The sequence below is a fragment of the Nostoc sp. C057 genome (assembly GCF_013393925.1).
GTDB classification, from domain to species: Bacteria; Cyanobacteriota; Cyanobacteriia; order Cyanobacteriales; family Nostocaceae; genus Nostoc; species Nostoc muscorum_A.
The window spans coordinates 3,766,471-3,789,709 of sequence record NZ_CP040281.1; the positions used below are offsets into that span (position 1 = coordinate 3,766,471).

Consider the following 23,239-nt stretch of genomic DNA (forward strand, 5'->3'; position numbering starts at 1 on the left):
GATTGAAAAGTGCGATCGCTTAATCCACTTCCCCTTTACTAGCATAGAGAATTCCCAATTGGTGTAACGTCGCCGCTTTGCCTTGGACATTACCAGTGCGTTCATCAATTTCAAGGACTTGATTGAGAAGTGCGATCGCTTTATCTACTTCCCCTTTACTAGCATAGAGAATTCCCAGTTTGTACAATGTTGGCGCTTTGTCTTGGACATTTCCAATGCGTTGTGTTATTTCCAAAGCCTGATTGTAGAGTGCGATCGCTTGATCCACTTCCCCTTTATTGGCGTAGATCATTCCCAGACAGTGCAGCGTCGCCGCTTTGCCTTGGACATCACCAATGCGTTCTTTTATTTCCAAAGACTGATTGTAGAGTGCGATCGCTTGATCCACTTCCCCTTTGTTGGCGTAGAGAATTCCCAGTTGGTGCAACGTCGCCGCTTTGACTTGGACATTACCAATGCGTTCAGTTATTTCCAAAGACTGATTGAAAAGTGCGATCGCTTCATCCACTTCCCCTTTGTTGGCATAGATACGTCCCAGATTGTTCAACGTCGCCGCTTTGCCTTGGACATTACCAATGCGTTCAGTTATTTCCAAAGACTGATTGAAAAGTGCGATCGCTTGATCGACTTCCCCTTTGTTGGCGTAAATATATCCCAGATTGTTCAACGTCGCCGCTTTGCCTTGGACATTACCAATGCGTTCAAATATTTCCAAAGACTGATTGTAGAGTGCGATCGCTTCATTCACTTCTCCTTTGTCGGCGTAGATAATTCCCAGTTGCTGCAACGTCGCCGCTTTGCCTTGGACATTACCAATGCGTTCTTCTATTTCCAAAGACTGATTTAAAAGTGTGATAGCTTCATCCACTTCCCCTTTGTTGGCGTAGATAATTCCCAGTTGGTGCAACGTCGCCGCTTTGCCTTGGACATCTCCAATGCGTTCTTCTATTTCCAAAGACTGATTGTAGAGTGCGATCGCTTCATCCACTTCCCCTTTGTTGGCTTTAAGCATACCTAATTGGAGATAAATCAATGCTTTGTCGGCTTCCTCTTCTAAAGGACAAAGGTTTAAAGCTTGTTGATAATGCTTTAGTGCCTTATCCACATCACCAAGTTGCCTTTCACAATAAGCTATTCTTGTGAGAACACGAAAGTCTTCAGTAACTTCTAGTGTTGATTGACAAAGCTGCACTCCTTCTCGATATCTATTCTGATACCACCACTTATAAACGACAGTCTCCGCTATTTTCGCGGCAATTCCTTCATCCTTCCCCAACAACCCCAACCGATGAATTTCTAACTTTTGTGCTTCCGTAGAACTTTCCGCCTCTTCCCGCCACAGACGATACAAAATTTGTGCAGCTTGTTTATACAACTCTTCACCCTTGGGGTTTTCGGGAAACTCTAGCAACGGTGACAAAATCCGGGGAACACGATACAACCTCTCTGTGTTGTTGGTGAGGGTAACTTCCAACAAACCCAAAATTTCAGCGCGTTGAATATGACTTTCCCAACTTGAGATATCCTCACAAATCGGGGAAATCGCAGCTTGAGGAACAGGTAACTCATACACCAACAACTTCCCCAGCATTTGACGCAAAGCTGGAGTTTGCTGCTTCAGCAATTCCTGTGCCAAAATATCCTCACGAAATTCCTTTTCCTTATCTGCCATCTTTTGCAGAATCATCTCAACTCCCCTCTCCGCTGACGGCGACATCGGGGAATTTTGCAAAATCTTATCTAACCATTCCAACAGCCGAGGATTTCCATCTGCTGCTTTTTTGGCACGTTCCGGCAAATCTGGCTGAAATTGCCAACTGCCATTAAACGAATCCAGACGATTATACTTTTTAATTAAATCTGCCCCACCCAAAGCCCCCAGAGGTTCGCGGTACAGACGATGATTCAGTTCCGACAATGTGAAATTGTAGCGACAGGTAATAATTACCTTGTGGGGAAGTTGGGAATTTTGCATCGCCTCCAGCAACGCCAGCAGTACATCCACAACTTGTGGTTGCAAGACATAAACCCCATTTGCTGGTTCCAAATTAGCCTCAAAGTCATCCAGCACAAAGGCAAAGCGCTGTTCTTTGGTATTCAGTCCTTCAGTGAAAAACTTGGTGAGGCGCTGCATCAAGGGTAACTTGCCATTGAGAATTTCATGCCCCCGTTCCGAGGTACATTGTTCAGCAAGGGTTTTGAGCAGTTTGTCCTCATCCAGTTGCCGAAAGTTCACCAGCCTGTGATAGCCAACCATCCTTTCCAGAAGTCGCGCCGTCACAGTACTCTTACCCACACCCCCCAGTCCGTGAATTAGTACCCCTAATGAAGTGCGAATTGCTTTGAGACAACGTTGCAAAGTCCGCCGTCTCCCAACAAACTCAGAGGGTTTCGCCACCCGCACCAGTTGGGTATCGGGATCTAAAAACTGTTGGTATGCAGGTTCCGGCGCTGAGGGTGGCACATCTCCCAACACTTCCACCAACGCACCGGGACATTCTCCCTGGACATATAACCGCAACAAATGCCAGTCACGCACATTCTGTTTAAACAACTGCTGGTAAGTGCTAGCGAGTGCTTCAGCTAATTGATATCCCGCCGCCAATTTGCCGTAGAGGTGCGCGGCGGCGGCTGTGGCTGTCCGATCTTCCACAGGTCGCCCCCAACTTAAAACCGCCCTAGCACCTTGGGCAATTAGCGCCTCAGCCATTGAAGGGACAGCGCCTTTATCTGGTGCTTGTCCAGTCCGACACCCAGATAAAAACACCAATTTGGGAAAGCGAAACCGGAAGACTTCCGCCAGTTCTGCGGCTGTGGTTTCGTGGCGTTCCCCGATTTCCGTCTCAGTGATAAAGTAAGGCGTGTAAGGTGCTTCATTTTTAATAGAGGCGTGTCCTGTGAGGTGAAACACATCAAAGTCATTAAGATAGCGACTCCACACCTTACCCAACTCGCTAACGCAACCGCTTTCTTCCACCCGCAAATCTACAGCAAAATCTCGCGTATCAGCCAGAATCTTCGCTTCTTCCTGTTCAAACTCTAACTTTGGTTCCACATCTTCCGGGTCGGTTGCCATAAACAATACTCGCAATTGTCGTGGTTCCACAGAAAACCCTTCGGTTTCTTTCTCAATCCAGCGCAGAGGTAACACCACTGGATTAACCCGCTTCACCAAAAAATCCTCACCATCATGCAGCACTTCCCAAGGTAGATGTGCCAATTGTTTCCCGGTATCAATAGCAATTACCAACCCTTCACCGCGACAGTTAGCAATTCCCCGACTCAACCAACGTCCATCCCCATCCAACCAAAAAAATAACTGCTTCCCCATTCCTGGTAAATTGGGCAGCAGTTTATAGTAATCGCGATCGCCCTGCTGGAGGAAATCAGCGATTTCTGCTAATTGCAGGCGACGTGATTCATAGTGATTTTTTTGAGGTAGCCAATACCTGAGTTCAACAGTTTCCTGCGTACTTTCCCGAAGTTGAATGCGGATAGTTTGCACTTATTTGCTGATAGATTTGAGGATTTCCGTGATTTCCTCTATGGTAGCTTCTTCGAGTAAAATCCTGTTTCCAGTATCAGGGTCAAGAATTATTACATCAAATTGCTTCCCAGGATGAGATTTATGCCATTCTTGATACCATTTGCGAATTTGTTCAGCTAAAGCCGCAGCACCGCCGACAATGCCGACAATAGTAGCAATGGCGGCGAGAGTTCCCTCTTTTTGCGTCGGAACTTCATAGCTTCCCGATATTCCAGGAATTTCTAGCAAAGCCTCGGCTGCTTTTGGTGCGCCTTCCCCTTCAATTCCAACTTGAATTTCTGCCATAGCTCATCTGCAAATTTATACAACATACTGTATATTCTGCGTTGAATTGAGGATAATATTCACGCAAAGACACAGAGACAATTGCCAAATTATTTACTTAGTGTTGTACCATTTGTCTAAAATAAGACAACACACCCAAACCTGGAAACCCAGATTAAATCTGACTTTCTTCATTTTTAACTTTTAATTTTTAATTTTTAATTGATATGTCTCTTGCTCCTTGGCGAGGTGCGATCGCTCATGCACTCCATCGCAACCGCAGCCTTGTTTATGCCCGCTACCTGCAACTAGCAACAGTGCAACCCAATGGCCGCCCCGCTAATCGTACCCTAGTCTTTCGCGGCTTCCTAGAAGATACAAACCAGCTAAGATTTATCACCGATACTCGTAGCGCCAAAGCCGACCAAATACAGCAACAACCTTGGGCAGAAATTTGTTGGTATTTCCCCAATACACGAGAACAATTCCGCATGGCTGGCGATTTGACCTTAATCAGCAGTGATGATTCTCATCAAGATTTACAGCCAGCCCGGATTGCAATGTGGCAAGAATTAAGTGATGCGGCGCGTTTACAGTTTGGTTGGCCCTATCCTGGTAAACCCAGAATCAAAGAAGCAGGAGCCTTTGAGCCATCACCACCCGATCCTATTGAGCCACTCCCTAATTTTTGTCTCCTGCTACTCGATCCGGTGCAAGTAGACCATTTAGAATTACGCGGCGAACCACAAAACCGATGGCTTTACCACCGTAATCACCAGCAAGAGTGGTCTAGCGAAGCAATTAATCCGTGATTTTGTAAAGAGTCAAAAGATTCACCCTACCCCTTCCAAGGTGCGTAAAAATTTTGCTAAATAGATTCCTCTTTAAGCTCTATACTCTGTGTCCTCTGCGCCTCTGTGGTTAGAAAAAATACTTTTAAACCACAGAGGCACAGAGAGCGCTGAGAAAAAATAAGAGATTTTACGAGTCACCTTGAAAGGGCTAAAGATTGACCCTTAACCGAATGGCACTAAGAAAAGCTGAAACCTCCTTGCTGGCAGGGTGTGGGAGGTGTGGGAGGACGGGGAAGAAGTCTTACTCCCCACACTCCCCACACTCAAAAAGCAAGTTATATCAGGGCTTTGCGATTAACAAGCGTGCCATTCGACCCTTAACCCTTGACTTTTAACTAAATGCCAGCACCATCTAGAAATTGCTGGATGGTCTTATCTTTGAGGTTGCACCAGCGAGTATCGTGGGTTGGCTCATCCTCTTTGGTAGCTAAACAACCCACTAAAACAGGAGTTTTTTCTGAAGAATTGGTGCGCTGAAGAGTTTGTATTTGTTCTTCCAACGCCTCGATCCGGTCTACTAAAGCACGAATTACTTGAGCTTCTGAATCTGGTAAGTTATTGTGTTCAAGAGGTGAAACCCGAACTCCAGAACGATACATGATGCGCCCAGGCACCCCTACCACAGTACAGTCTGAAGGTACATCTCTTAGAACAACAGATCCAGCGCCAATACGAACATTATTACCAATTTGGATATTGCCCAGTACCTTTGCTCCAGCCCCGACTACGACGTTTTCACCCACAGTTGGATGACGCTTACCACATTCTTTACCAGTACCCCCAAGGGTGACACCTTGATAAATTAGGGCATAGTCTCCCACGATCGCAGTTTCACCAATGACTACGCCCATACCGTGGTCAATAAACACACTTTTTCCAATTACTGCACCAGGGTGGATTTCAATTCCAGTCAAAAACCGAGCCAAGTGAGAAATCAGGCGGGGAAAAAAGGGAAGACCAAGAGCGTACAACCAGTGAGCCAGCCTATGGAATAGCAGGGCTTGCAAACCAGGGTAACAAAATAAAACTTCCAACCAGTTACGAGCAGCTGGGTCACGTTCAAATATGATACGAAAGTCAGCACGCAGTATAGATAGCACGAGATAGCACCCTCGGAAAGCACAACAAGCTACTCTCCCATATTATCGTCTCAGGTGTTACACATAAAAATTGGGAATGGGGAATGGGGAATTAGTTATCATTCCTCACTCCTAACTTCCCACTCCCGATTACTGCTGCTCCACTGCCAGAGTATAATCACGCTTGACCCCAGAATTAAATGTACCTACCCAAATCCGATAAGTACCTCTTTTCCAGTTGCGATCGCTAACGCTAGCATCTTTTCTTTTGCCAGTATCATCGCCGCAGCGAATCGTATTTTGATCTGGGCCTTGAATGAGTAAAGTTGTGTCGGTATTGTTGCTATCGACTTTGATTGTTAGCTGGGAAAAGTCATTTTCCAAAACCATAATGTGATCTGGATTAGGATCGGCAAAACCAATACAGGCTTTTTGGTCGCGATCGCGATTACTTATGGCAGACAATGAGTAAGAACCACCTGTAAACCCCTGCACTGTTCCTTGTGCTGGATTAGAGTTTGTTGACACAGTAAAAGTACCAAAATTCGCTGCTGTCTCTGCAATTACAGGTGTAGCTGTGATGGTGGCAAGTATAGCCAACAACCAGCCGCCGCTAAACTCAAGTCGGGGGCGACAAAATTTCATAGTAGCCCTCCAACAGGCTGTTAAATTAGTAATGATATATACATATTCTAATGAAAAAATTCCAGTGAAATTTCAGTTGGTTGTGCCACATTAAAATGTGCCACAATAAAGGGTTTTTAAAGCAAACAGCTAATTGCTAGGCTGCCTCTTGATATAAACAGCAGCTACAATTCCTCAACTTCTAATTTGGATGTGATTACCTCTGTTGGACGCAGGATCTTGCCTCCTAAAGAAAACTCTTAACGGACGATTTAAATAGCAAATAATACAGTAAATTCACGAAAATCTTACGGAACAGAAAAAGGCAGAAGATAAAATAATTTTTAACCTTCTGCACTTGAGCTTTTATGAAAATCTCATGAATTCTTGAGTTGGAAGAAAACGCCACCTTTGAGCGATCGCGTGTCAGTTCCATAACTGCTAACTGTGAGCGATCGCAGATTATCAAAAAACGGTTTCCCTAAAACTTCCGCTAGCTTGAGAATCGGTACTTGACGCTCTAACAAATTCTGGCTCTTTGTCCAGTCAAGATATATATAGCCTTGGTTTTGTAAGGGAATCGCAGCAATACTATCTTGAAAATTGGGATTGTCAATTAAGGAATTATCCTTGGTTGTGAGAATTTCATTTATCGTTTCTAAGTCAGAAGTGAAAATTTCGTAATTTCCTAAAGTTGTATGCAATCCCCGCACTTTTGTTTCAATACTGAAAGATGCTCCTTCTTTAGGATCACTTTTTTTAGCCGCCGTAGTTAACTCTGTCCAAGCGGAGACTTTTTGCTTATCTATAGTCAGGGGATTAATGCTGAGTCCATTGGATGATGCGATCGCATCCAAACGAGCAATACCTTGTTCTACACTCTCAGATTTTTCTACCACAAAAATCCAATGAGGGGTTGTTTGCTCTTTCTCAGGTAACAATGCGATCGCATATTCTCCCTGTACCCAACTGAAAATATCTTCTGGTAAGTTTATACCCCAGCGTTTTTGAACATCCACTAAAGGTTTGGCTAACCGAGAAACCACATCTTCCCCAGAACCATATATAGTAGCTGTTGCTTGTTTCCAGAGTTTGGCTAAATCGCTCTCGCCCAAATTACTCAAATTTGAGCCAGAAATTGCCAAACCTGCCGACGCTGGAACATACTGCAATGCCCCTACAGGTTTAGATAGTGGTGCAGATGGAGTGAGAATTTCTGATGAAGTCAAAAATGTAGTTTCTGCTAGCAATCCTTTGGGATTCAACGCCAGAGAAATAATTTCACTGTTATAAAGTTGTTCTGAAAGTTCTAAGCCTTGCCATTTTGCTACAACGGGAAGATTTAAGAACGCTACAGCTAAACCCCCTTTGGGCAGTTCTTTAGTAGCTTTTTGGTATTCGGGGGAGCTAGTCAAATTCAGATCGGGCGCTTGGACGTTATTAATCGCGTCTTTCAAGACTTTCGGATCGTTGGCAAACAATACAAAGCCTTCACCAACAACTGCACCTGCAAGCAAATCCTTCTCTGGTTGGGAATTGTCAGAAATCAGCTTTACGCCTTTATATTCTTCAACAGCTAAGGTTGCCCCAGATAAGGCTCGTTTGGAAAATAACAACTCGACAAACTCACGGCTTTTCTCCGGTTGCTTGGTTGCTAGTGCTAACAGATATCCTGGCTGCTGTCCGTTTTCTGGATCGCGATCAATATCTAAGGTGGTGATAGCTAATGTAATTTCATTCCCTAACCAGGGTTGAACGTCTTGTTTATAATCTATGCCACTTTTGGCTAATAAACTGGTTTTGAGTTTAGATAGTTCCTCTTCACGTTCTAACGCCTGCAACCGATCAGGATTCGTCAGCAATGAAACCATTGCTGGCGAGAGTTTCGATACGAATATGGCTGCACCAGGCTCAGAGGTAGAAGCAATGAGGTTAGCCGGACTTTTGGTGAAAAACCAGTAAAAGCCTGCGATCGCAATTAGCAATGCGATCGCACCTGCTACGATAAAACCGATAAATGAACGTTGACTATTCACATTAAACCTTTAAAAAAGACGGTTTACAGCCATTTAAGCAGAAAGCCTAGCAGAATTTATCAGCCTTCTTGAGAATCGATACTCATGCAAAGGCAGAGATTTTCTGTCACCATAAATAAGATTAGGACTGTTTATAGGGAATTCTTTTAGTCAACCCATGAACCAGATTAGTGTAAAAGAACTGGCACAACGTCTTTCCTCTGGTGATGGAAGTATACAGCTAGTAGATGTCCGAGAACCAGAAGAATTGGCGATCGCTAACATTGAGGGCTTTGTCAACCTACCCTTGAGTCAATTTGCTGAGTGGGGACATGAAATACCTACCCTCTTCAATCCTGAAGCTGAAACCCTTGTGCTATGCCACCACGGTATTCGCTCTGCCCAGATGTGTCAGTGGTTAATTGCTCAAGGTTTTACAAATGTGCAAAATATTTCGGGTGGTATTGATGCTTACTCCATCTTAGTAGACCATTCAATTCCCCAGTATTAGCTTGTGTTTAGGTGCATTACTCAGATGGAACTTAATTCCATCTGGCTTTTGCTATTGTGAAAATAGCACTAAATTAGTTCAGGGACTAGCCAGAAATGTTTGTAACTTTCTCCACTGGCTACACAGCTTACGCAACTTTTCGACCCTAATCTTAGCTGCAATAGCCGCAAAAATACGTATACAACAATACTTTTCTAAGTGTAGAATTATGCAAAAATAAGGCAGAAAAGAATCTTGTAAATTCAAACTCTTAGCTTTTGATGCAAAGCCTAGATTCTATTGAGAGCGCACTTTTCAAGAATAATGTACACGAACCTTAAAATTAATTATCACAATATAATTGTATAATTTGTTATCTTAATAAATTATTAATATTCCTTGTTTAAATCAAATCCAGAAATTTCTCCAGACTTTGATTAAAATTTGCCTCTAGCAAAACATATCCTATGGAAGTCCAGTTAACAAATCGGCAACAGCATATACTTTGGGCAACGGTACGTCACTACATTGCTACGGCAGAGCCTGTTGGTTCAAAGGCTTTGGGCGAAGAGTACGACCTGGGTGTAAGTTCAGCCACAATTCGCAATGTGATGGGCGTTTTAGAAAAATCTGGATTACTCTACCAACCACACGCTTCTGCTGGACGTGTACCTTCAGATTCAGGCTATCGCATTTATGTTGACCAGCTAATTACACCTTCTCTGCGTTCCCGCAGCGTGTCGCAGACAGACGCTACGCGGACAGAAACTTTAGGGCGAGAAATAGAGATGGCATTACAAAAGCATCTCCAGTGGGAAGATCGGAGTTTAGAAACCCTACTGCAAGGAGCCGCGCAAATTTTAGCAACCTTGAGTGGTTGCATTAGCTTGATAACTATGCCGCAAACTACAACAGCGCTATTGCGACATCTGCAATTAGTGCAAATTGAAGCTGGGCGGATCATGTTAATAGTTGTTACCGATGGTTATGAGACACATTCCAAGTTAATGGATTTGTCGCCAATACCAGAAGAGACACAACGAGATTCAGAGGTAGTTGATCGTGAGTTGCAGATTGTTTCTAACTTTTTGAATACCCACTTGCGGGGGCGAAGTCTGTTGGAATTAGCCAACCTCGACTGGAGTGAACTAGATCAGGAATTCCAACGCTACGGTGAATTCTTGAAAAATTCAGTTGCCGAATTGACTCGTCGCACTCTTGCGCCGACTGCGACACAAATTATGGTTCGGGGTGTGTCAGAAGTTTTGCGCCAGCCAGAATTTTCCCAGTTACAGCAGGTACAAACGATTATCCACCTGCTGGAAGAAGAACAAGACCAACTATGGCGATTAATATTTGAGGAACCAGAACCGGAGGATGCTGGTAAGTCAAGAGTAACGGTTCGCATTGGCGCAGAAAATCCCTTAGAACCGATACGCACCTGCACTTTGATTTCTTCCACCTATCGCCGAGGTTCAATACCAGTAGGAAGTGTGGGAGTTTTGGGGCCAACGCGCTTAGATTATGAAAGTGCGATCGCAGTTGTAGCATCTGCTGCTGATTACCTCTCAGAAGCCTTCAGTTATTTCAATCCTTAAGGTAAAGTTTAGGGATAAGCTGCTACGAGTCTAGACGAATGAATAGTGCGATCGCAGGTAGATAGCCCAATTTGTAGTGGCAAAATTAATAATTAATCCTACTTAAATATTTCATGGTTAGAAAAATTGCCTTTGGCTTCCTGTGGTTAGGATTCGTTATTTATGCTTTTTTCCTCGCACCTCCTGAGCAACCCGGTACATTCGATTTAATTAAAAACCTTTCGACTGGACAGTGGCAAGGCGTTAACCCGTTAGTAATAGCACTATTCAACCTCATGGGTATCTGGCCTCTCATCTACAGTGCAGTAGTATTTATTGATGGTAGAGGGCAAAAAATACCTGCTTGGCTATTTGCTGCTGCCTCTTTCGGAGTCGGGATATTTGCCCTGTTACCCTACTTAACCCTTAGAGAACCAAATAATCAGTTTGTTGGTAAAAAGAATATCTTACTAAAGCTGCTAGATTCTCGTGTGACTGGGATTGTGTTGACTGTAGCCACAGTTCTTCTAGTTGCCTACGGTTTAAAAGGAGGAGATTGGGGCAATTTTGTGCAAGAGTGGCAAACCAACCGCTTTATCAATGTAATGAGTTTAGATTTTTCCCTGCTTTGTCTCTTATTTCCTGCATTACTAGGGGATGATATGGCGCGTCGCAGTTGGAACAATCCACAGATATTCTGGTTAATAGCATTGATACCGCTATTCGGGCCATTGATTTATTTGTGTGTGCGTCCACCTTTACCAGAAGTGGGCGTAGAGGCAATACCCAGTCAGCAGCAAGCTGCAAATTAAAGCACTTTTTAATTCGTAATTAAGTAAGTTGGCACAATAAAATCAAACTATGTAAAGAAAAATGAACTAGCCTAAAACCCTTCTACCTATTGCCTTATCCCAACGACAATTATTTACGTCAACTTACTTAATATTTTAAGCAAGCTATTTTTCAATGAGTTAGGGATTTTCCACGCAGGGCGCGTAAATTCTCAGGACTTACGCAAGCAAATTTTGTCATTGCGACCGAAACGTATTGTGGGAAGCAATGCCAGAGTTTTAGGTGAATACGTCGCTATCGCTTGTAATGACGCAATTACGTGAATTTTGCGTTAGTCCTAATTCTAAGAGAAAGTTTTTTCTGAAAGTACTTTACAAAACGCAATAAATTCTTTAAGATGTGTAACAGGTAGTCAAACCTACCTAATTCATCCGCAAATAATCGCATTTATAAAACAATGACAACAACCTTACAACAGCGCTCAAGCGCCAACGTATGGGATCGATTCTGTGAGTGGATCACCAGCACCAACAACCGCATCTACATTGGCTGGTTCGGCGTAGTAATGATCCCCACCTTGCTAGCTGCCACCGCTTGCTTCGTAATTGCTTTCATCGCCGCACCTCCAGTAGACATTGATGGTATCCGTGAACCAGTAGCAGGTTCCTTGATCTACGGAAACAACATCATCTCTGGTGCAGTAGTACCTTCCTCCAACGCCATCGGCTTGCACTTCTACCCAATTTGGGAAGCAGCATCCTTAGATGAGTGGTTGTACAACGGTGGCCCTTACCAATTGGTAATTTTCCACTTCCTGATTGGCGTATTCTGCTACTTAGGTCGTGAATGGGAACTATCCTACCGCTTAGGTATGCGTCCTTGGATTGCGATCGCTTATTCTGCACCTGTTGCAGCAGCAACCGCAGTCTTCTTGGTATACCCCATCGGACAAGGTTCATTCTCTGACGGTATGCCTTTAGGTATCTCAGGAACATTCAACTTCATGATCGTGTTCCAAGCAGAACACAACATCTTGATGCACCCCTTCCACCAACTAGGTGTAGCTGGTGTATTCGGCGGAAGTTTGTTCTCTGCGATGCACGGTTCACTAGTAACTTCTTCCTTGGTTCGTGAAACAACTGAGACTGAATCACAAAACTACGGTTACAAATTCGGTCAAGAAGAAGAAACCTACAACATCGTTGCAGCTCACGGCTACTTCGGTCGTCTAATCTTCCAATACGCTTCTTTTAACAACAGCCGTTCACTGCACTTCTTCCTCGCAGCATGGCCTGTAATCGGAATCTGGTTCACCGCCTTGGGTGTAAGCACAATGGCGTTCAACTTGAACGGTTTCAACTTCAACCAATCAATCATTGACTCTGAAGGTCGTGTGATTGCAACTTGGGCTGATGTAATCAACCGCGCTAACCTTGGTATGGAAGTAATGCACGAGCGTAACGCTCACAACTTCCCTCTAGATTTGGCATCTGCTGAATCTGCTCCTGTTGCTCTTACTGCTCCTGCTATCAACGGTTAATTCTCAAGCATTAACTCAATTAGCTAAATAAGAAAGCGCTCTCCCACTTCGGGAGGGCGCTTTTTAGTTGTAAGCTGTTACGCAAATAAGATTGCACATCAACTGGTGAGGTTGTCCTTTGTCCTTGGTAAACACAAATGACAAATGACAAATGACGGTCTACACGGAAAATATTGCAATATGTAGGCGCGTTAGCTTAATTATGACAGCGCATTCTTACTTGATCGTCTGGTAGTGTAAAAACAACTCACTTCCAACTTGACGAGTTTCGACAAGTTCCAGATGAGGAGCAGCAGTGGAAATAAAACCCTCTCCCTCCACCGGGGTGGGAGCGTCCTTTCCTCCATAAATGACGGGCCAGATTGTCATCCACCAATCGTCAATTCGCCCAGCCTTTACTAGAGATGCTGTTAAATAGCCTCCTCCCAAAGCAACGACCTTGTGAATACCGCGCTCTGCCATCAAGCTGTAGGCTCGATTCCAGTCCAGGTCTGTATCTCCCAAATCAATTAATTCAGCCAGTTTTTGCAAACTTGTTGTATCGGAACTGCGCTCCAAACCAGCCCGTGTCGTAAATATCCATCGCTCAATGTCCTCGCTCAAAAAAGGGGAGTCCAGCGATAAGTCAAGGGAACCTGAGACAACACAAACAATAGGCTGGCGAGACTGACCCCGAGCCTCGCGCGCTGTTAATAATTCGGGATTGCGAATTGAAAAAATTACGTCTCCAGCCCGAATCGTTCCTGCTCCTACCAGGATTAGATCAGCAAGTGAGACTTCATACTCTACGTGTGCTTGATCGGCTGCATCAGGATTACCGCCTGCTTGAGGATCTACGGAGCTAATCTTTCCATCGACCGTCATGGCAATAACTACAGTTGTTTGGATGGCTGACATGATTACGTTCTGACAGTTCTTTATAATTTTATCTTTTTGAATTCTTTGCCATGAATCCCCAATGGAGTATAAAGGGGAAAATTAGTCACTGAGGCAATATGAAATTCTTAGAATGGCTGTGTCAGCGCTATCCGTCACCTCCTTATCTGGCAAGCGTTTTGACCTGGATATTTTTTTAACTGGAACTCCCTTATCCGAACCGTATTGCCTGCCACCTTTATTCTTGGACAGGTAAAATAATCTCAAATTCTGTTCCCTGTCCTAACTTAGAAAGGACGTTAATTTGTCCGCCATGAGTTGACATAATAGAGTAAGCTACGGTCAGTCCTAATCCCGTTCCTTTACCGACAGTTTTTGTTGTAAAGAAGGGGTCAAATACTCGTTTTTGCATTTCATCAGAAATTCCAGTTCCATTATCGGCAATGCAAATGCTCACACTCTTGGTTAGAGAATTGCTCAGTTCGGTACGAATTGTAATAGTAGGAGTTGTGATTTTTGCTTCATTTAAGGCATCAATAGCGTTATTCAAGACATTCATGATTACCTGATTGATTTGTTTGGCGTGACAACTCACTTTTGGAAGATCGGTATAGTTTTTGATGATGGCAATTTTGGTGAGTCGATGTTGCAGAATTAACAAAGTATTCTCAATTCCATCATGAATATTTACGGCTTTGATATCTGCTTCATCAAGGCGGACAAAATTCCGCAGAGATAAGACAATATTTTGAATGCGTTGACTACCCTGTTCTATTGAATCTATTAGATTTGGTAAGTCTTTGATTGTGTAATCTAAATCCTTTTCCTGGAAATAAGTTTGAATTTCAGTAGTAGGTTGTGGATATTGATGTTGATAGAGCCTAATACCAGTTAGCAAGTCCTGGAAATAATTTTTTAGATGGCTAATATTGCCGGAGATAAAGTTGACTGGGTTATTAATTTCATGGGCAATGCCAGCAACCATTTGCCCTAAACTCGACATTTTTTCAGCATGAATCAATTGGGCTTGGGTTTGTTGTAATTCCTGGAGAGTATGCGACAATTGCTGATTTTTGCTGTAGATTTCTTGGGTACGCTGCTCTACTTTTTGCTCTAGAGTATTGTAGAGTAGGGCATTTTCGAGGGAAATCGCCGCTTGAGTGGTTAATAATTGGAGTACATCTAGGCGATCGCCCACAAATGCACCCATTGTTAGCTGATTTTCTAAATACAAAATCCCCAGTAAGTGCCCCTGATTCCGAATTGGCATACACAGCGCACTTTTGGGTTGATGCTGGCGCATATATTCCCCAATCACACTAGGCAGATGGGTTTTGAGATCGTCAATTACAACTGTTTCTAGAGTGTTTTTTACATACTGGATCAGTTTGACTGGAACACTAGAATGATTATCCAAAGGTGCTGTTTGCAACATAGTACCTTCTAGGGTAGCGATCGCCCGCACTTGCCATGACCCATCTTGAAAGAGAATTAACGCACACCGATCGGCACCAGCATTTTCGAGAATAATCTGAGTTAGCGTCTGGATTAATTGATCTAAGTGAATTGCGGTAGAGATTGCTTGGGAGGCTTTAAAAACAGATCCAAAGTCCAGCACTGAATTGACACTGCTAGATGAACTTGATATCAGGGTTGAGGAATGATTAGAGGTACTGGATATGACAGTATTACATAGTGTTTCTTGCGAGTTGAATTTGAGGTTTTTCTGTTGCACAATCACTCGCAGAAGTTCTGGGTAACGTCGTTCTAAATTTTCTAGTTTGGCTTTTGCACCCCAACGGGCATAGGAGTAGTAAGCTTGTTCGATGTATGCTTGGGCAACTTTTTCTTTGCCCCAGTCAAGGTAGAATTTGGCAGCCAGTTCATTGCTAAGTGCTGCTTCTTGGATGTAGCCATTTTCTTTTGCTCCAGCAATGGCAAGGTCGTAAAATTCCATTGCTGCGGTTTTTTGTGCCAGTATCCGATACTTTTCTGCCTCCACCAACTGGAATCGATGCAGATGATTCATGGGTGCATAATTTGCCCACTGTTGCATCGTGTCCTGATTTTCTGCTACCTGCTGTAAAATTCTCTGTTGTTCTTCGGCTGGCGATGTCGGAAATAAAGCCAGTTGCAGCAGCGAATCATAAAAGTTCAATATTGGAAGATTCACCGTAGCATATCCTGAACCGGAATATTGTTTGGCTTTGGCAGCATATTCCACTGCCAAATCCAATGCTTGAAACAGATAAGAAAGCATCAATTTGTTGACAAAGAAATGCCACAAAGCAGCGCCATCATTACTTTGCTCATGTAAAGTCACCATTGACCTTTCATCGTAGGCTGCGCCAACTAATTCCCAAGGAGTAGTTTTTGACTCGATTAAATTCAAGACTACTTGGTAGTAAATATTGTTGTAATTGAGTGTGTGTTTTTGGTTAATTTTTTCTATTGCTGCCCCATAAATCGCTAATTCATCAGCTAATTTGGTTAATTCTTGACCAGCAATGTAAGCTTGCAAGCAATAAAGGTGGGCAGCGTAACTAGCATAAACCAAATCTCCACTATCTAACCCACTGGTATAAGCTTGTAGTAATGGCTGGAGCATTGCTGTTACAGGCTCTTTCCAATGGGCGACACAAAGATGAACGACTACGAGAACTCTTGCTTCGTGTTCCCGATCTTGAAACTTAGACAGCAGTTGCAAGGCTAACTTCCCAAATTCATAACCTCTTGAGATACTGCCTGGTTGACCGCAAAGCATGAGTCCATACCCTGAGTAAGCGAAGGTAGAAGCGGAAGTATTTCCGTATTTTACAGAAAGAGCAACTTTCTTCAGCACCACCAAACGATGAAGTTCAGGTTTTGCCATATAAGCAGGAGTTGTGACTTTAACTAAAACACGCAAGGCTGCACGTAATTCTGGATTCTGCATTTCTGGCAAATCAACCAATTCAGCAACTGTTTTGCCACTTAAGCTAGCTTCAGTTTCTTGCAAAGCCAGAACAAAATCTGATGCTGTTGGTTCTTGGGGGAACTCAATGCCCAGCAACTGCAAAAATTGCATAGCTGTATCGATAGCTACTAAAAATTTTCCCTGTGCTATGTAAGCTTCAATTTTTACCTCATAAGCTTTAGCTGTATCAGCGATCGCTTTTGCGTGTTGTAAAATTTCCTGGGCGAAATCTTCCATTGCGTCAATTTCGCCACAGAGAAAACTGGTTTCGGTGGCTTCGCTATACAAGCTTAAGGTCAGATTGTAGTCAGATTCCCAAGGGTTAAATGGTAGTAACTGGATACCTATTTTCAGATAAGCAATTGCTGAACTGTATGCAGTTGAGGCTTTTGCTTTTTTCCCAGCCATGAGATTTAACTGTGCGAGTTCATGGCGTTCTGTAGGTTGATGGAAATGTTCAAGCCCAATATTTAGCTGATTAGCGATCGCAAAAATCTGATTTTCTAGTTCAGCTTCCGGGGTATTTTGCCACAACAGGCGACCGATTTTAACATGGGTTGTCTGTTTATGATCTTCAGGAATCAGTGAGTAAGCGGCTTGTTGGACACGATCGTGCAGAAATTTATATGTTACAGAATGAGCGATTTCTTGATTAGTTGCTTGATTTTCGTGCCCTGCATAAAACTTATAAACTTCGCTAGTTGGCAAAATCAAGCCGAACTCTAATGCTTCCCATAATGCGGCGGCGGTTTCGGTTGGAGATTGTTGATAAACAATTGCCAATATGTGCAAATCAAATTGATTACCAATACAAGCCGCCAGTTTCAAAACTTCCTGAGTTGCTGGTGTTAGTTTCTGCAATCGTTGCGTCATAAACTCCAACACATCATCTGTTAGCGCTAGTTGCTTAACTTGGGCAATATCACACTGCCAATGCCCAATTTGAGAATTAAATTGAATGTAATTATCCTTATGCAGTGCCTTCAGAAACTGAGTGGTGAAAAAGGGATTTCCTTTAGTTTTTTGATACACCAATTGCATCAATGGTTGTGCTACTTCCGGTTGACAATTGAGGGTATCTGCTAGCAATTGATTCACACTTACTTGCCCCAGTGGACTGAGTGTGATTTTGTTAATTTTAGCTCCAGCATTGCCTATCTCATCTAATCTCAACATTAGGGGATGTGCGGGGAAGACCTCATTATCTCGGTATGCCCCAAGCAGTAACAAGTAGCCCTTCTGGGATTCATCCATCAGCAACTGCATCAGCTTTAGTGATGCTGAATCTGCCCATTGCAAGTCATCTAAAAACATCACTAAGGGATGTTCTTGAGTGGTAAAAACTTGAATAAATTTCACAAACAGCAGATTGAAGCGGTTTTGAGCCGCCATCCCAGATAGTTCTGTAGCTAAAGGTTGATAACCAATAATTCGTTTTAGTTCTGGGATGACCTCAATAATAACTTGAGCATTTTCACCCAAAGCTGTGATAATTTTATCCTGCCACTGTTGTAAATGGGTATCGGTTTCACTCAATAATTGCCCCATTAAATCCCGGAAGGCTTGCACAAAGGCACTTAAGGGAATATTGCGATTAAATTGGTCATATTTGCCTTTGATAAAATAACCACGTTTCCCAACAATCGGTTTATGAACTTCGTTGACAACCGCAGTTTTCCCAATTCCAGAGAAGCCTGCTACTAGCATCATTTCGGTTGTCCCTTTACTGACGCGCTCAAATGCGTTGAGTAGGGTTTCTATTTCTGCTTCTCTGCCATAGAGTTTATCGGGGATAATAAAGCGATCGCACACATCCCGTTGGGCAATTGGAAAAGTCTCAATTTTGCCTGTTTCTTTCAATTGAACCAAGCACTTTTCTAAATCATACTTCAGTCCCAATGCACTCTGATAGCGTTCTTCTGCATTTTTCGCCATCAATTTTTTGATAATTTCTGCTAGTACAGATGGAATTTTTGGATTTATCTGATGCAAGAAAGGCGGTACTTTCGCAATATGACAATGTACTAATTCCATCGCATCTTCTGATTGAAATGGTAATTCCCCTGTCAGTAATTCGTAAAAAGTTACACCCAAAGAATAAAAATCTGTGCGATAATCAATTCCCCGATTCATTCGTCCAGTTTGTTCTGGGGAAATATAAGCAAGTGTTCCTTCTAATACGTTGGGACTGATTAAAGTTTGAGTTTCTCTTGGCAGTAAAGATGCAATACTAAAATCGATTAATTTAACTTGTTTTGTTTCTGGATTAATCAGAATATTGGCAGGTTTAATATCTTTATGAATAATGCGATTGCGAATTAGAATATCTAAAGTCTCACACAGAGATATAGCCAGGGGCAAAAATTCCCTAAGTGAATGTTGCTTTGCGCCCATCTCCGTTTTCAGAGAAATTCCCCCAAAGTCTTCCATTACGAGCGCATAACCATTCTGGTAGGGTTCCAGGCTGTAAGTTTGGACGATCGAGGGTGAGTTGAGATTTTTAGCGATCGTGTATTGATTGCGAAACTGTACTAGTTCGCTGAAGCTGGGATAAGGATTTTTCAGCAGCTTGATGACTACAGGCTGTTGGTCACTCTCTCGAACTGCTCGATAAACTAGGGTTCTAGAACCGTTGTAGAGTTCTTCGCTGACTTGATAGCTGGGAATGGTAACTACACTGCTAATCATAATTCTTTTGAATTTTTAAGACCTTAGCATTTAGTGTTCCCAGATCCGCCCCATCAGTCAGAGATTGAGGTAAAGGGATTTTTTGGCTTTGACTACTCCCAAATCTTGATTCTTGCAGCGAATATTTAATCCTTTTTGTAGCAGATAGCGATCGCTATCTGTTCCCGATTTTCTGATCCTATCCATTCCCCCAAACCCAACAAGTATAGGACTAGCCCTTTCAAGGTGACTGGTAAAATCTCTTTTTTTCTCTCTCTGCGCTCTTTGTGCCTCTGCGGTTTAAAAGTAATTTTTCTAACCACAGAGGCACAGAGAACACAGAGTAAAAAGATTAAAGAGGAATATTTTTACCTACTTTGAAAGGGCTAGTCCTAAAGTATTGGCTACTAAGTTGAATTTTAAAATACCTTGCGTTCAGCCAAATGGGATAGAACATCTTGGTATGAGAACCAAACTTGCCGCAACTGCTTGCGGGCGAACAATTTCAACTGATCGCCAGCAGAGGCTGAACCTGGTTGAGTTGCATTACCATAACTGGTAAGCGCCATCGCTTTTACAGGTTGAGAAAATTCAATCGCAGCAACATAAGAATCACCAGAAACAGATTTGAAGCGCCCGTCTGATAGTGGAACAAAATTGAGAACGCGGAAAATACCAAGTCCGCCATCGCCACCATTTGCAGGCAAATCGACATCACCAGACTGTAACCGGAAAACATCTCCCCATGCTACATCTAGGTTTCCATAGGTTTTTTCCACCTTAGCTGCAACAGTTAAGAGTGTTGTGACTGCACTTTGAGGATTAGCCAAGCCATCAGGTGTAGTCAGTGGAGAGTCTTCACTCCAGGGTTTGCTAAATACACTATCGAAGTCTATCGCATCTACCCAAGCAGCGAATAGTACTGCACCTCGGCTATCTGCATTGGTTTGTCGATCCCAAGCTGATAGTACATCAGCAGATCGACGAGCTAATTCGCTTCCGTACTTCCGGGCGGCTGGAATCAAGTCATCCAAAAGGCGATCTGCTAGTTCCATACGTGTTGAATGTTTATAGGAAACCATCTCATCAAAAGAGATTTTGTCATCCTCTGCTAACATCTGCACAGTACGTTGCGATCTAAACTCCATTGGCCCGCGTGGTGCCATATAAGCCGGATAATTATCTGGATTGAGAACCTGGGGAAAGGTTGTTGTCCAAGGTGGGTCATTTGTATTTTGTAACCAGCCGCTTTTTGGATCAATTACGCGCGGTAGATCCTGATATGGATGAGTTTTTGACCATAAGGTTTTAGATGTATCACCAGGTATTAAACCTTGCCAATATTCAAAATTACCTTGTTGACGAATTGGTACTTGACCGTTAAAGAGGTGCATAATATGCCCTTCTCTGTCTGCATACATCACTGTAAACATCGGTAGTTGTAATCGTTGCAGGACAGCTTGAAACTGGGTGAGGTTTTGGGAACGTGCCATATCCCACCACTGCTGTAGTACACCTGGTTGGTCAAGACCCACAACACGCAGTGCCACAGCTTTACCATCTTTTCGTGATATGACTGGCCCGTGGATAGAACTTTCCACTACAAGTTTTTGTGAGCGCAGAGTACCGTCTTTTTGCTTCACTTTTAAAGATAGGGTTTTTGTCTTAAAGGCTCGGACTTGACCATCGAAGCGATAACCACGATCGGCTAGTTTTAGTTCGTAGTTATCCCAGCCATCATAGGTGTTTACTGTATGAGTCCAACCCAAATTATCATTAAAGGCGATCGCTAAAACGGGAATTCCTACCAGTGTTGCCCCGTAAGCATTAATTCCTGGTGCAGTAATATGTGCTTCATACCACAGAAATAAATCTGACCAAGGTAGATGTGGGTTAGCCAGAAGCATAGCATGACCATTTTCAGAATGTGATGGTGCGATCGCCCAACCATTAGATCCTGGTTTTGACTGCTGTTTACTCACACCTGCAACTTCTTCTGGATTGGCAATAAAAGTGAAATTCAGTACCCGCATCTGGTGAGCCAGCACATCCTCGCCTTTAACTGGCAAGACAACCTCAACTTCATCAGCAATCAAATCCTTGTGTTTCTCAGCATAAGCGTTAATTCCACTGGCAAAAGCATCAAGATAACGGCGAAACTTAGGACTTTGGGCCAAATACCAAGAATGCGATCGTTCTGGTACTCCCATAGTTTGTACCCAACGATCTGATTCTAGATACTTTTCTCCCCAATATTCGGCAGCCCTTCCCCGTGCTTGACCGTAGAGATGCAAAAGCAGGTTGCCATGACTCTGCATCTGCGCCCAACCGAAAGCTTGAAAGGCACTTTGGTTATCCTTGCCATAAATATGCGGTACACCATAAGTATCCCAAAGTATTTCAGTTGTTTTTGGTGAAGAACTAAGGCTTTGGTTTCCTACTACTAAAACAAAGATGAGCGCGAATAAAAAGGGTAAAACTCTCAAGATATAGTGTTTATTGCCATACGGCTTTAAACCTATAAAACCAAGCAACTTTATTTTGCTAATAAACATTAGAGTGAATGAATGGGGACTGGTGAATAATCCCTAATAATTGAGACTGTCGATTTTTCTAGATAGGCTCAAAAAGAGGTAATAGCTTTTAGCTACTCCAAATAATGCCTAAGTCTAATTAGCAGATTCTTCCATTTTGTTCTTGAGGCTTAGAGGTCTCATATCTGTCCATACTTCCTTAATATATTCAAGGCATTCTTGCTTGAGACCAGTTTTGCCCACATCTCTCCAGCCAAGGGGGTTTTCTCGGTTGGCAAACCAGATTGAATATTGTTCTTCATGATTTACTACAACTTTGTAAATTGTGATGTCTTCCGTTTCCTTTTGATACATCTTTATTACCTGATAATTGATTATTTAGATTTTCTTACAATTTGAAAATGTATATTTTTAAAGTAAAGCATTCTTGTCTAAAAAATATACCTTTTAATCCAATATTTTCTCAACGATAACTTGATGAGCTTGATGAACTATATTGACTTTTTTATAAAATACTTTCAAAAAAGCATATATGCCAATTTTTGTGTCTTGTTCGGTATTGACGCTATCATTGAATTGAAAATCATAGTCATCAAAAATAATGATGCCTCCAACCTTGACAAGTCCCCAACCCAAAATAGCATCAGTGAGGACATCAGCCGCTAAATGTGAACCATCAACATAAAGGATATCGTAATTATTTAAAGGGAGCGATCGCATTACATCTTGCGAGTTACCAATAATTTTCGTTACCTTCTCTAAAGCGTTGGTTTGAGAAATATTGAAATCAAATCTTTCCTCAACAGATTGAATATAACTGTCGTCATATTCAAATTTGTGTTCAACGCTTCCCTCAAAGGTATCTATGCACGTGATCCTTGATGATTCATGAGTGAGAATGTTATCTAAAAGCCAACAAGCAGACATACCTTCCCAACTACCGATTTCTAGAACATTAATTTCAGGCTGATTAGCTAAGTGTATTAAATACTGTTCCCAGGTTGGAAGATTTTCAATAAACCAATCAGTTGTAAACTTATATCCTTTGACTTTTTTCCATGCTTCACCTCGTGCGATGGCAGCATAACCGTGCATTTTTTGAGCAAATTCCAAGTCAGAAACAGCTTCGCGTTTTGTAGCTTCTGCCGTTAGTAACTCAACAATTTCTAATGTCCAAGCGTTAATTTTACCTATATCATCTGCTTGCTCTATCAGCGATAACCAAGTAGCCTTAGCCTCTGATTCTTCTCCTTGAAGTAGTAGCGCCAAGCATATATGCCAATAATTAGACATCAGGCTAGGATCAGTTTCAATGCCTCGCTTATAAAAAGCGATCGCTTCACTATAATTATTTTGATCTACATCGTAAGAGTTGATTCCTTCTAAGTAGTAACTCATTTTTTTATTCCGTATTAACTCAATTT

Annotated in this window: 16 protein-coding genes; 5 read left to right on the top strand and 11 right to left on the bottom strand. The window is 42.7% G+C overall.

Annotated elements, in window-relative coordinates:
- Positions 1 to 19 precede the first annotated feature (19 nt).
- Positions 20 to 3,505 (bottom strand): tetratricopeptide repeat protein, encoded by a 3,486-nt coding sequence (locus FD724_RS16300; RefSeq protein ID WP_179073341.1) that lies wholly within the window; start codon positions 3,503 to 3,505, stop codon positions 20 to 22.
- A complete protein-coding gene (locus FD724_RS16305; protein ID WP_179073342.1) occupies positions 3,506 to 3,832 on the bottom strand; it encodes a hypothetical protein in 327 nt (108 codons plus the stop codon).
- 206 nt (positions 3,833 to 4,038) lie between these two features.
- Here FD724_RS16305 and FD724_RS16310 point away from each other — a divergent pair, with 206 nt between their 5' ends.
- Positions 4,039 to 4,623 (top strand): Npun_F5749 family FMN-dependent PPOX-type flavoprotein, encoded by a 585-nt coding sequence (locus FD724_RS16310; RefSeq protein WP_179073343.1) that lies wholly within the window; start codon positions 4,039 to 4,041, stop codon positions 4,621 to 4,623.
- A gap of 377 nt (positions 4,624 to 5,000) precedes the next feature.
- On the opposite strand, the gene cysE is transcribed toward FD724_RS16310, so the two are convergent.
- The 3 genes from cysE to FD724_RS16325 form a co-directional block, all read right to left on the bottom strand.
- The gene (cysE, locus tag FD724_RS16315; RefSeq protein ID WP_179073344.1) at positions 5,001 to 5,765 is read right to left on the bottom strand and encodes a serine O-acetyltransferase; all 765 of its coding nucleotides are present in this window, start codon (positions 5,763 to 5,765) and stop codon (positions 5,001 to 5,003) included.
- 129 nt (positions 5,766 to 5,894) lie between these two features.
- Positions 5,895 to 6,389 carry a hypothetical protein gene (locus tag FD724_RS16320; protein WP_179073345.1) on the bottom strand — a complete coding sequence of 165 codons (495 nt, stop codon included), beginning with the start codon at positions 6,387 to 6,389 and terminating at the stop codon, positions 5,895 to 5,897.
- A 356-nt stretch (positions 6,390 to 6,745) separates the two neighbouring features.
- Positions 6,746 to 8,404: a DUF3352 domain-containing protein gene (locus FD724_RS16325; protein ID WP_179073346.1), complete on the bottom strand. Its 1,659-nt coding sequence runs from the start codon at positions 8,402 to 8,404 to the stop codon at positions 6,746 to 6,748.
- Between the two features lie 157 nt (positions 8,405 to 8,561).
- On the opposite strand from FD724_RS16325, the gene FD724_RS16330 reads away from it, so the two are divergent.
- From FD724_RS16330 to psbA, 4 genes are all read left to right on the top strand, one after another.
- On the top strand, positions 8,562 to 8,894 hold the full coding sequence (locus FD724_RS16330) for a rhodanese-like domain-containing protein (RefSeq protein WP_114084543.1): 333 nt from the start codon (positions 8,562 to 8,564) through the stop codon (positions 8,892 to 8,894).
- Between the two features lie 446 nt (positions 8,895 to 9,340).
- Positions 9,341 to 10,471 carry a heat-inducible transcriptional repressor HrcA gene (gene hrcA, locus FD724_RS16335; RefSeq protein WP_179073347.1) on the top strand — a complete coding sequence of 377 codons (1,131 nt, stop codon included), beginning with the start codon at positions 9,341 to 9,343 and terminating at the stop codon, positions 10,469 to 10,471.
- Positions 10,472 to 10,584: 113 nt separating this feature from the next.
- A complete protein-coding gene (locus FD724_RS16340; protein WP_179073348.1) occupies positions 10,585 to 11,262 on the top strand; it encodes a DUF2834 domain-containing protein in 678 nt (225 codons plus the stop codon).
- Between the two features lie 437 nt (positions 11,263 to 11,699).
- A complete protein-coding gene (gene psbA / locus FD724_RS16345) occupies positions 11,700 to 12,782 on the top strand; it encodes a photosystem II q(b) protein (RefSeq protein ID WP_179073349.1) in 1,083 nt (360 codons plus the stop codon).
- Positions 12,783 to 12,998: 216 nt separating this feature from the next.
- Here psbA and FD724_RS16350 read toward each other — a convergent pair whose 3' ends face one another.
- The 6 genes from FD724_RS16350 to FD724_RS16370 form a co-directional block, all read right to left on the bottom strand.
- Complete coding sequence (locus tag FD724_RS16350) at positions 12,999 to 13,679, bottom strand: dihydrofolate reductase family protein (RefSeq protein ID WP_179073350.1); 681 nt, start codon at positions 13,677 to 13,679, stop codon at positions 12,999 to 13,001.
- A gap of 217 nt (positions 13,680 to 13,896) precedes the next feature.
- Positions 13,897 to 19,302, bottom strand: coding sequence for an ATP-binding sensor histidine kinase (locus FD724_RS16355; protein ID WP_179073351.1), 5,406 nt, complete (start codon positions 19,300 to 19,302; stop codon positions 13,897 to 13,899).
- Positions 19,303 to 19,359: 57 nt separating this feature from the next.
- Positions 19,360 to 19,488: a hypothetical protein gene (locus FD724_RS40940; protein WP_256874287.1), complete on the bottom strand. Its 129-nt coding sequence runs from the start codon at positions 19,486 to 19,488 to the stop codon at positions 19,360 to 19,362.
- A gap of 212 nt (positions 19,489 to 19,700) precedes the next feature.
- Positions 19,701 to 21,836, bottom strand: a complete 2,136-nt coding sequence (locus FD724_RS16360) for an acylase (protein ID WP_179073352.1) — start codon at positions 21,834 to 21,836, stop codon at positions 19,701 to 19,703.
- Positions 21,837 to 21,950: 114 nt separating this feature from the next.
- Positions 21,951 to 22,169 (bottom strand): MbtH family NRPS accessory protein, encoded by a 219-nt coding sequence (locus FD724_RS16365; RefSeq protein ID WP_179073353.1) that lies wholly within the window; start codon positions 22,167 to 22,169, stop codon positions 21,951 to 21,953.
- Between the two features lie 93 nt (positions 22,170 to 22,262).
- A complete protein-coding gene (locus FD724_RS16370) occupies positions 22,263 to 23,213 on the bottom strand; it encodes a class I SAM-dependent methyltransferase (RefSeq protein WP_256874288.1) in 951 nt (316 codons plus the stop codon).
- Between the last annotated feature and the right edge of the window lie 26 nt (positions 23,214 to 23,239).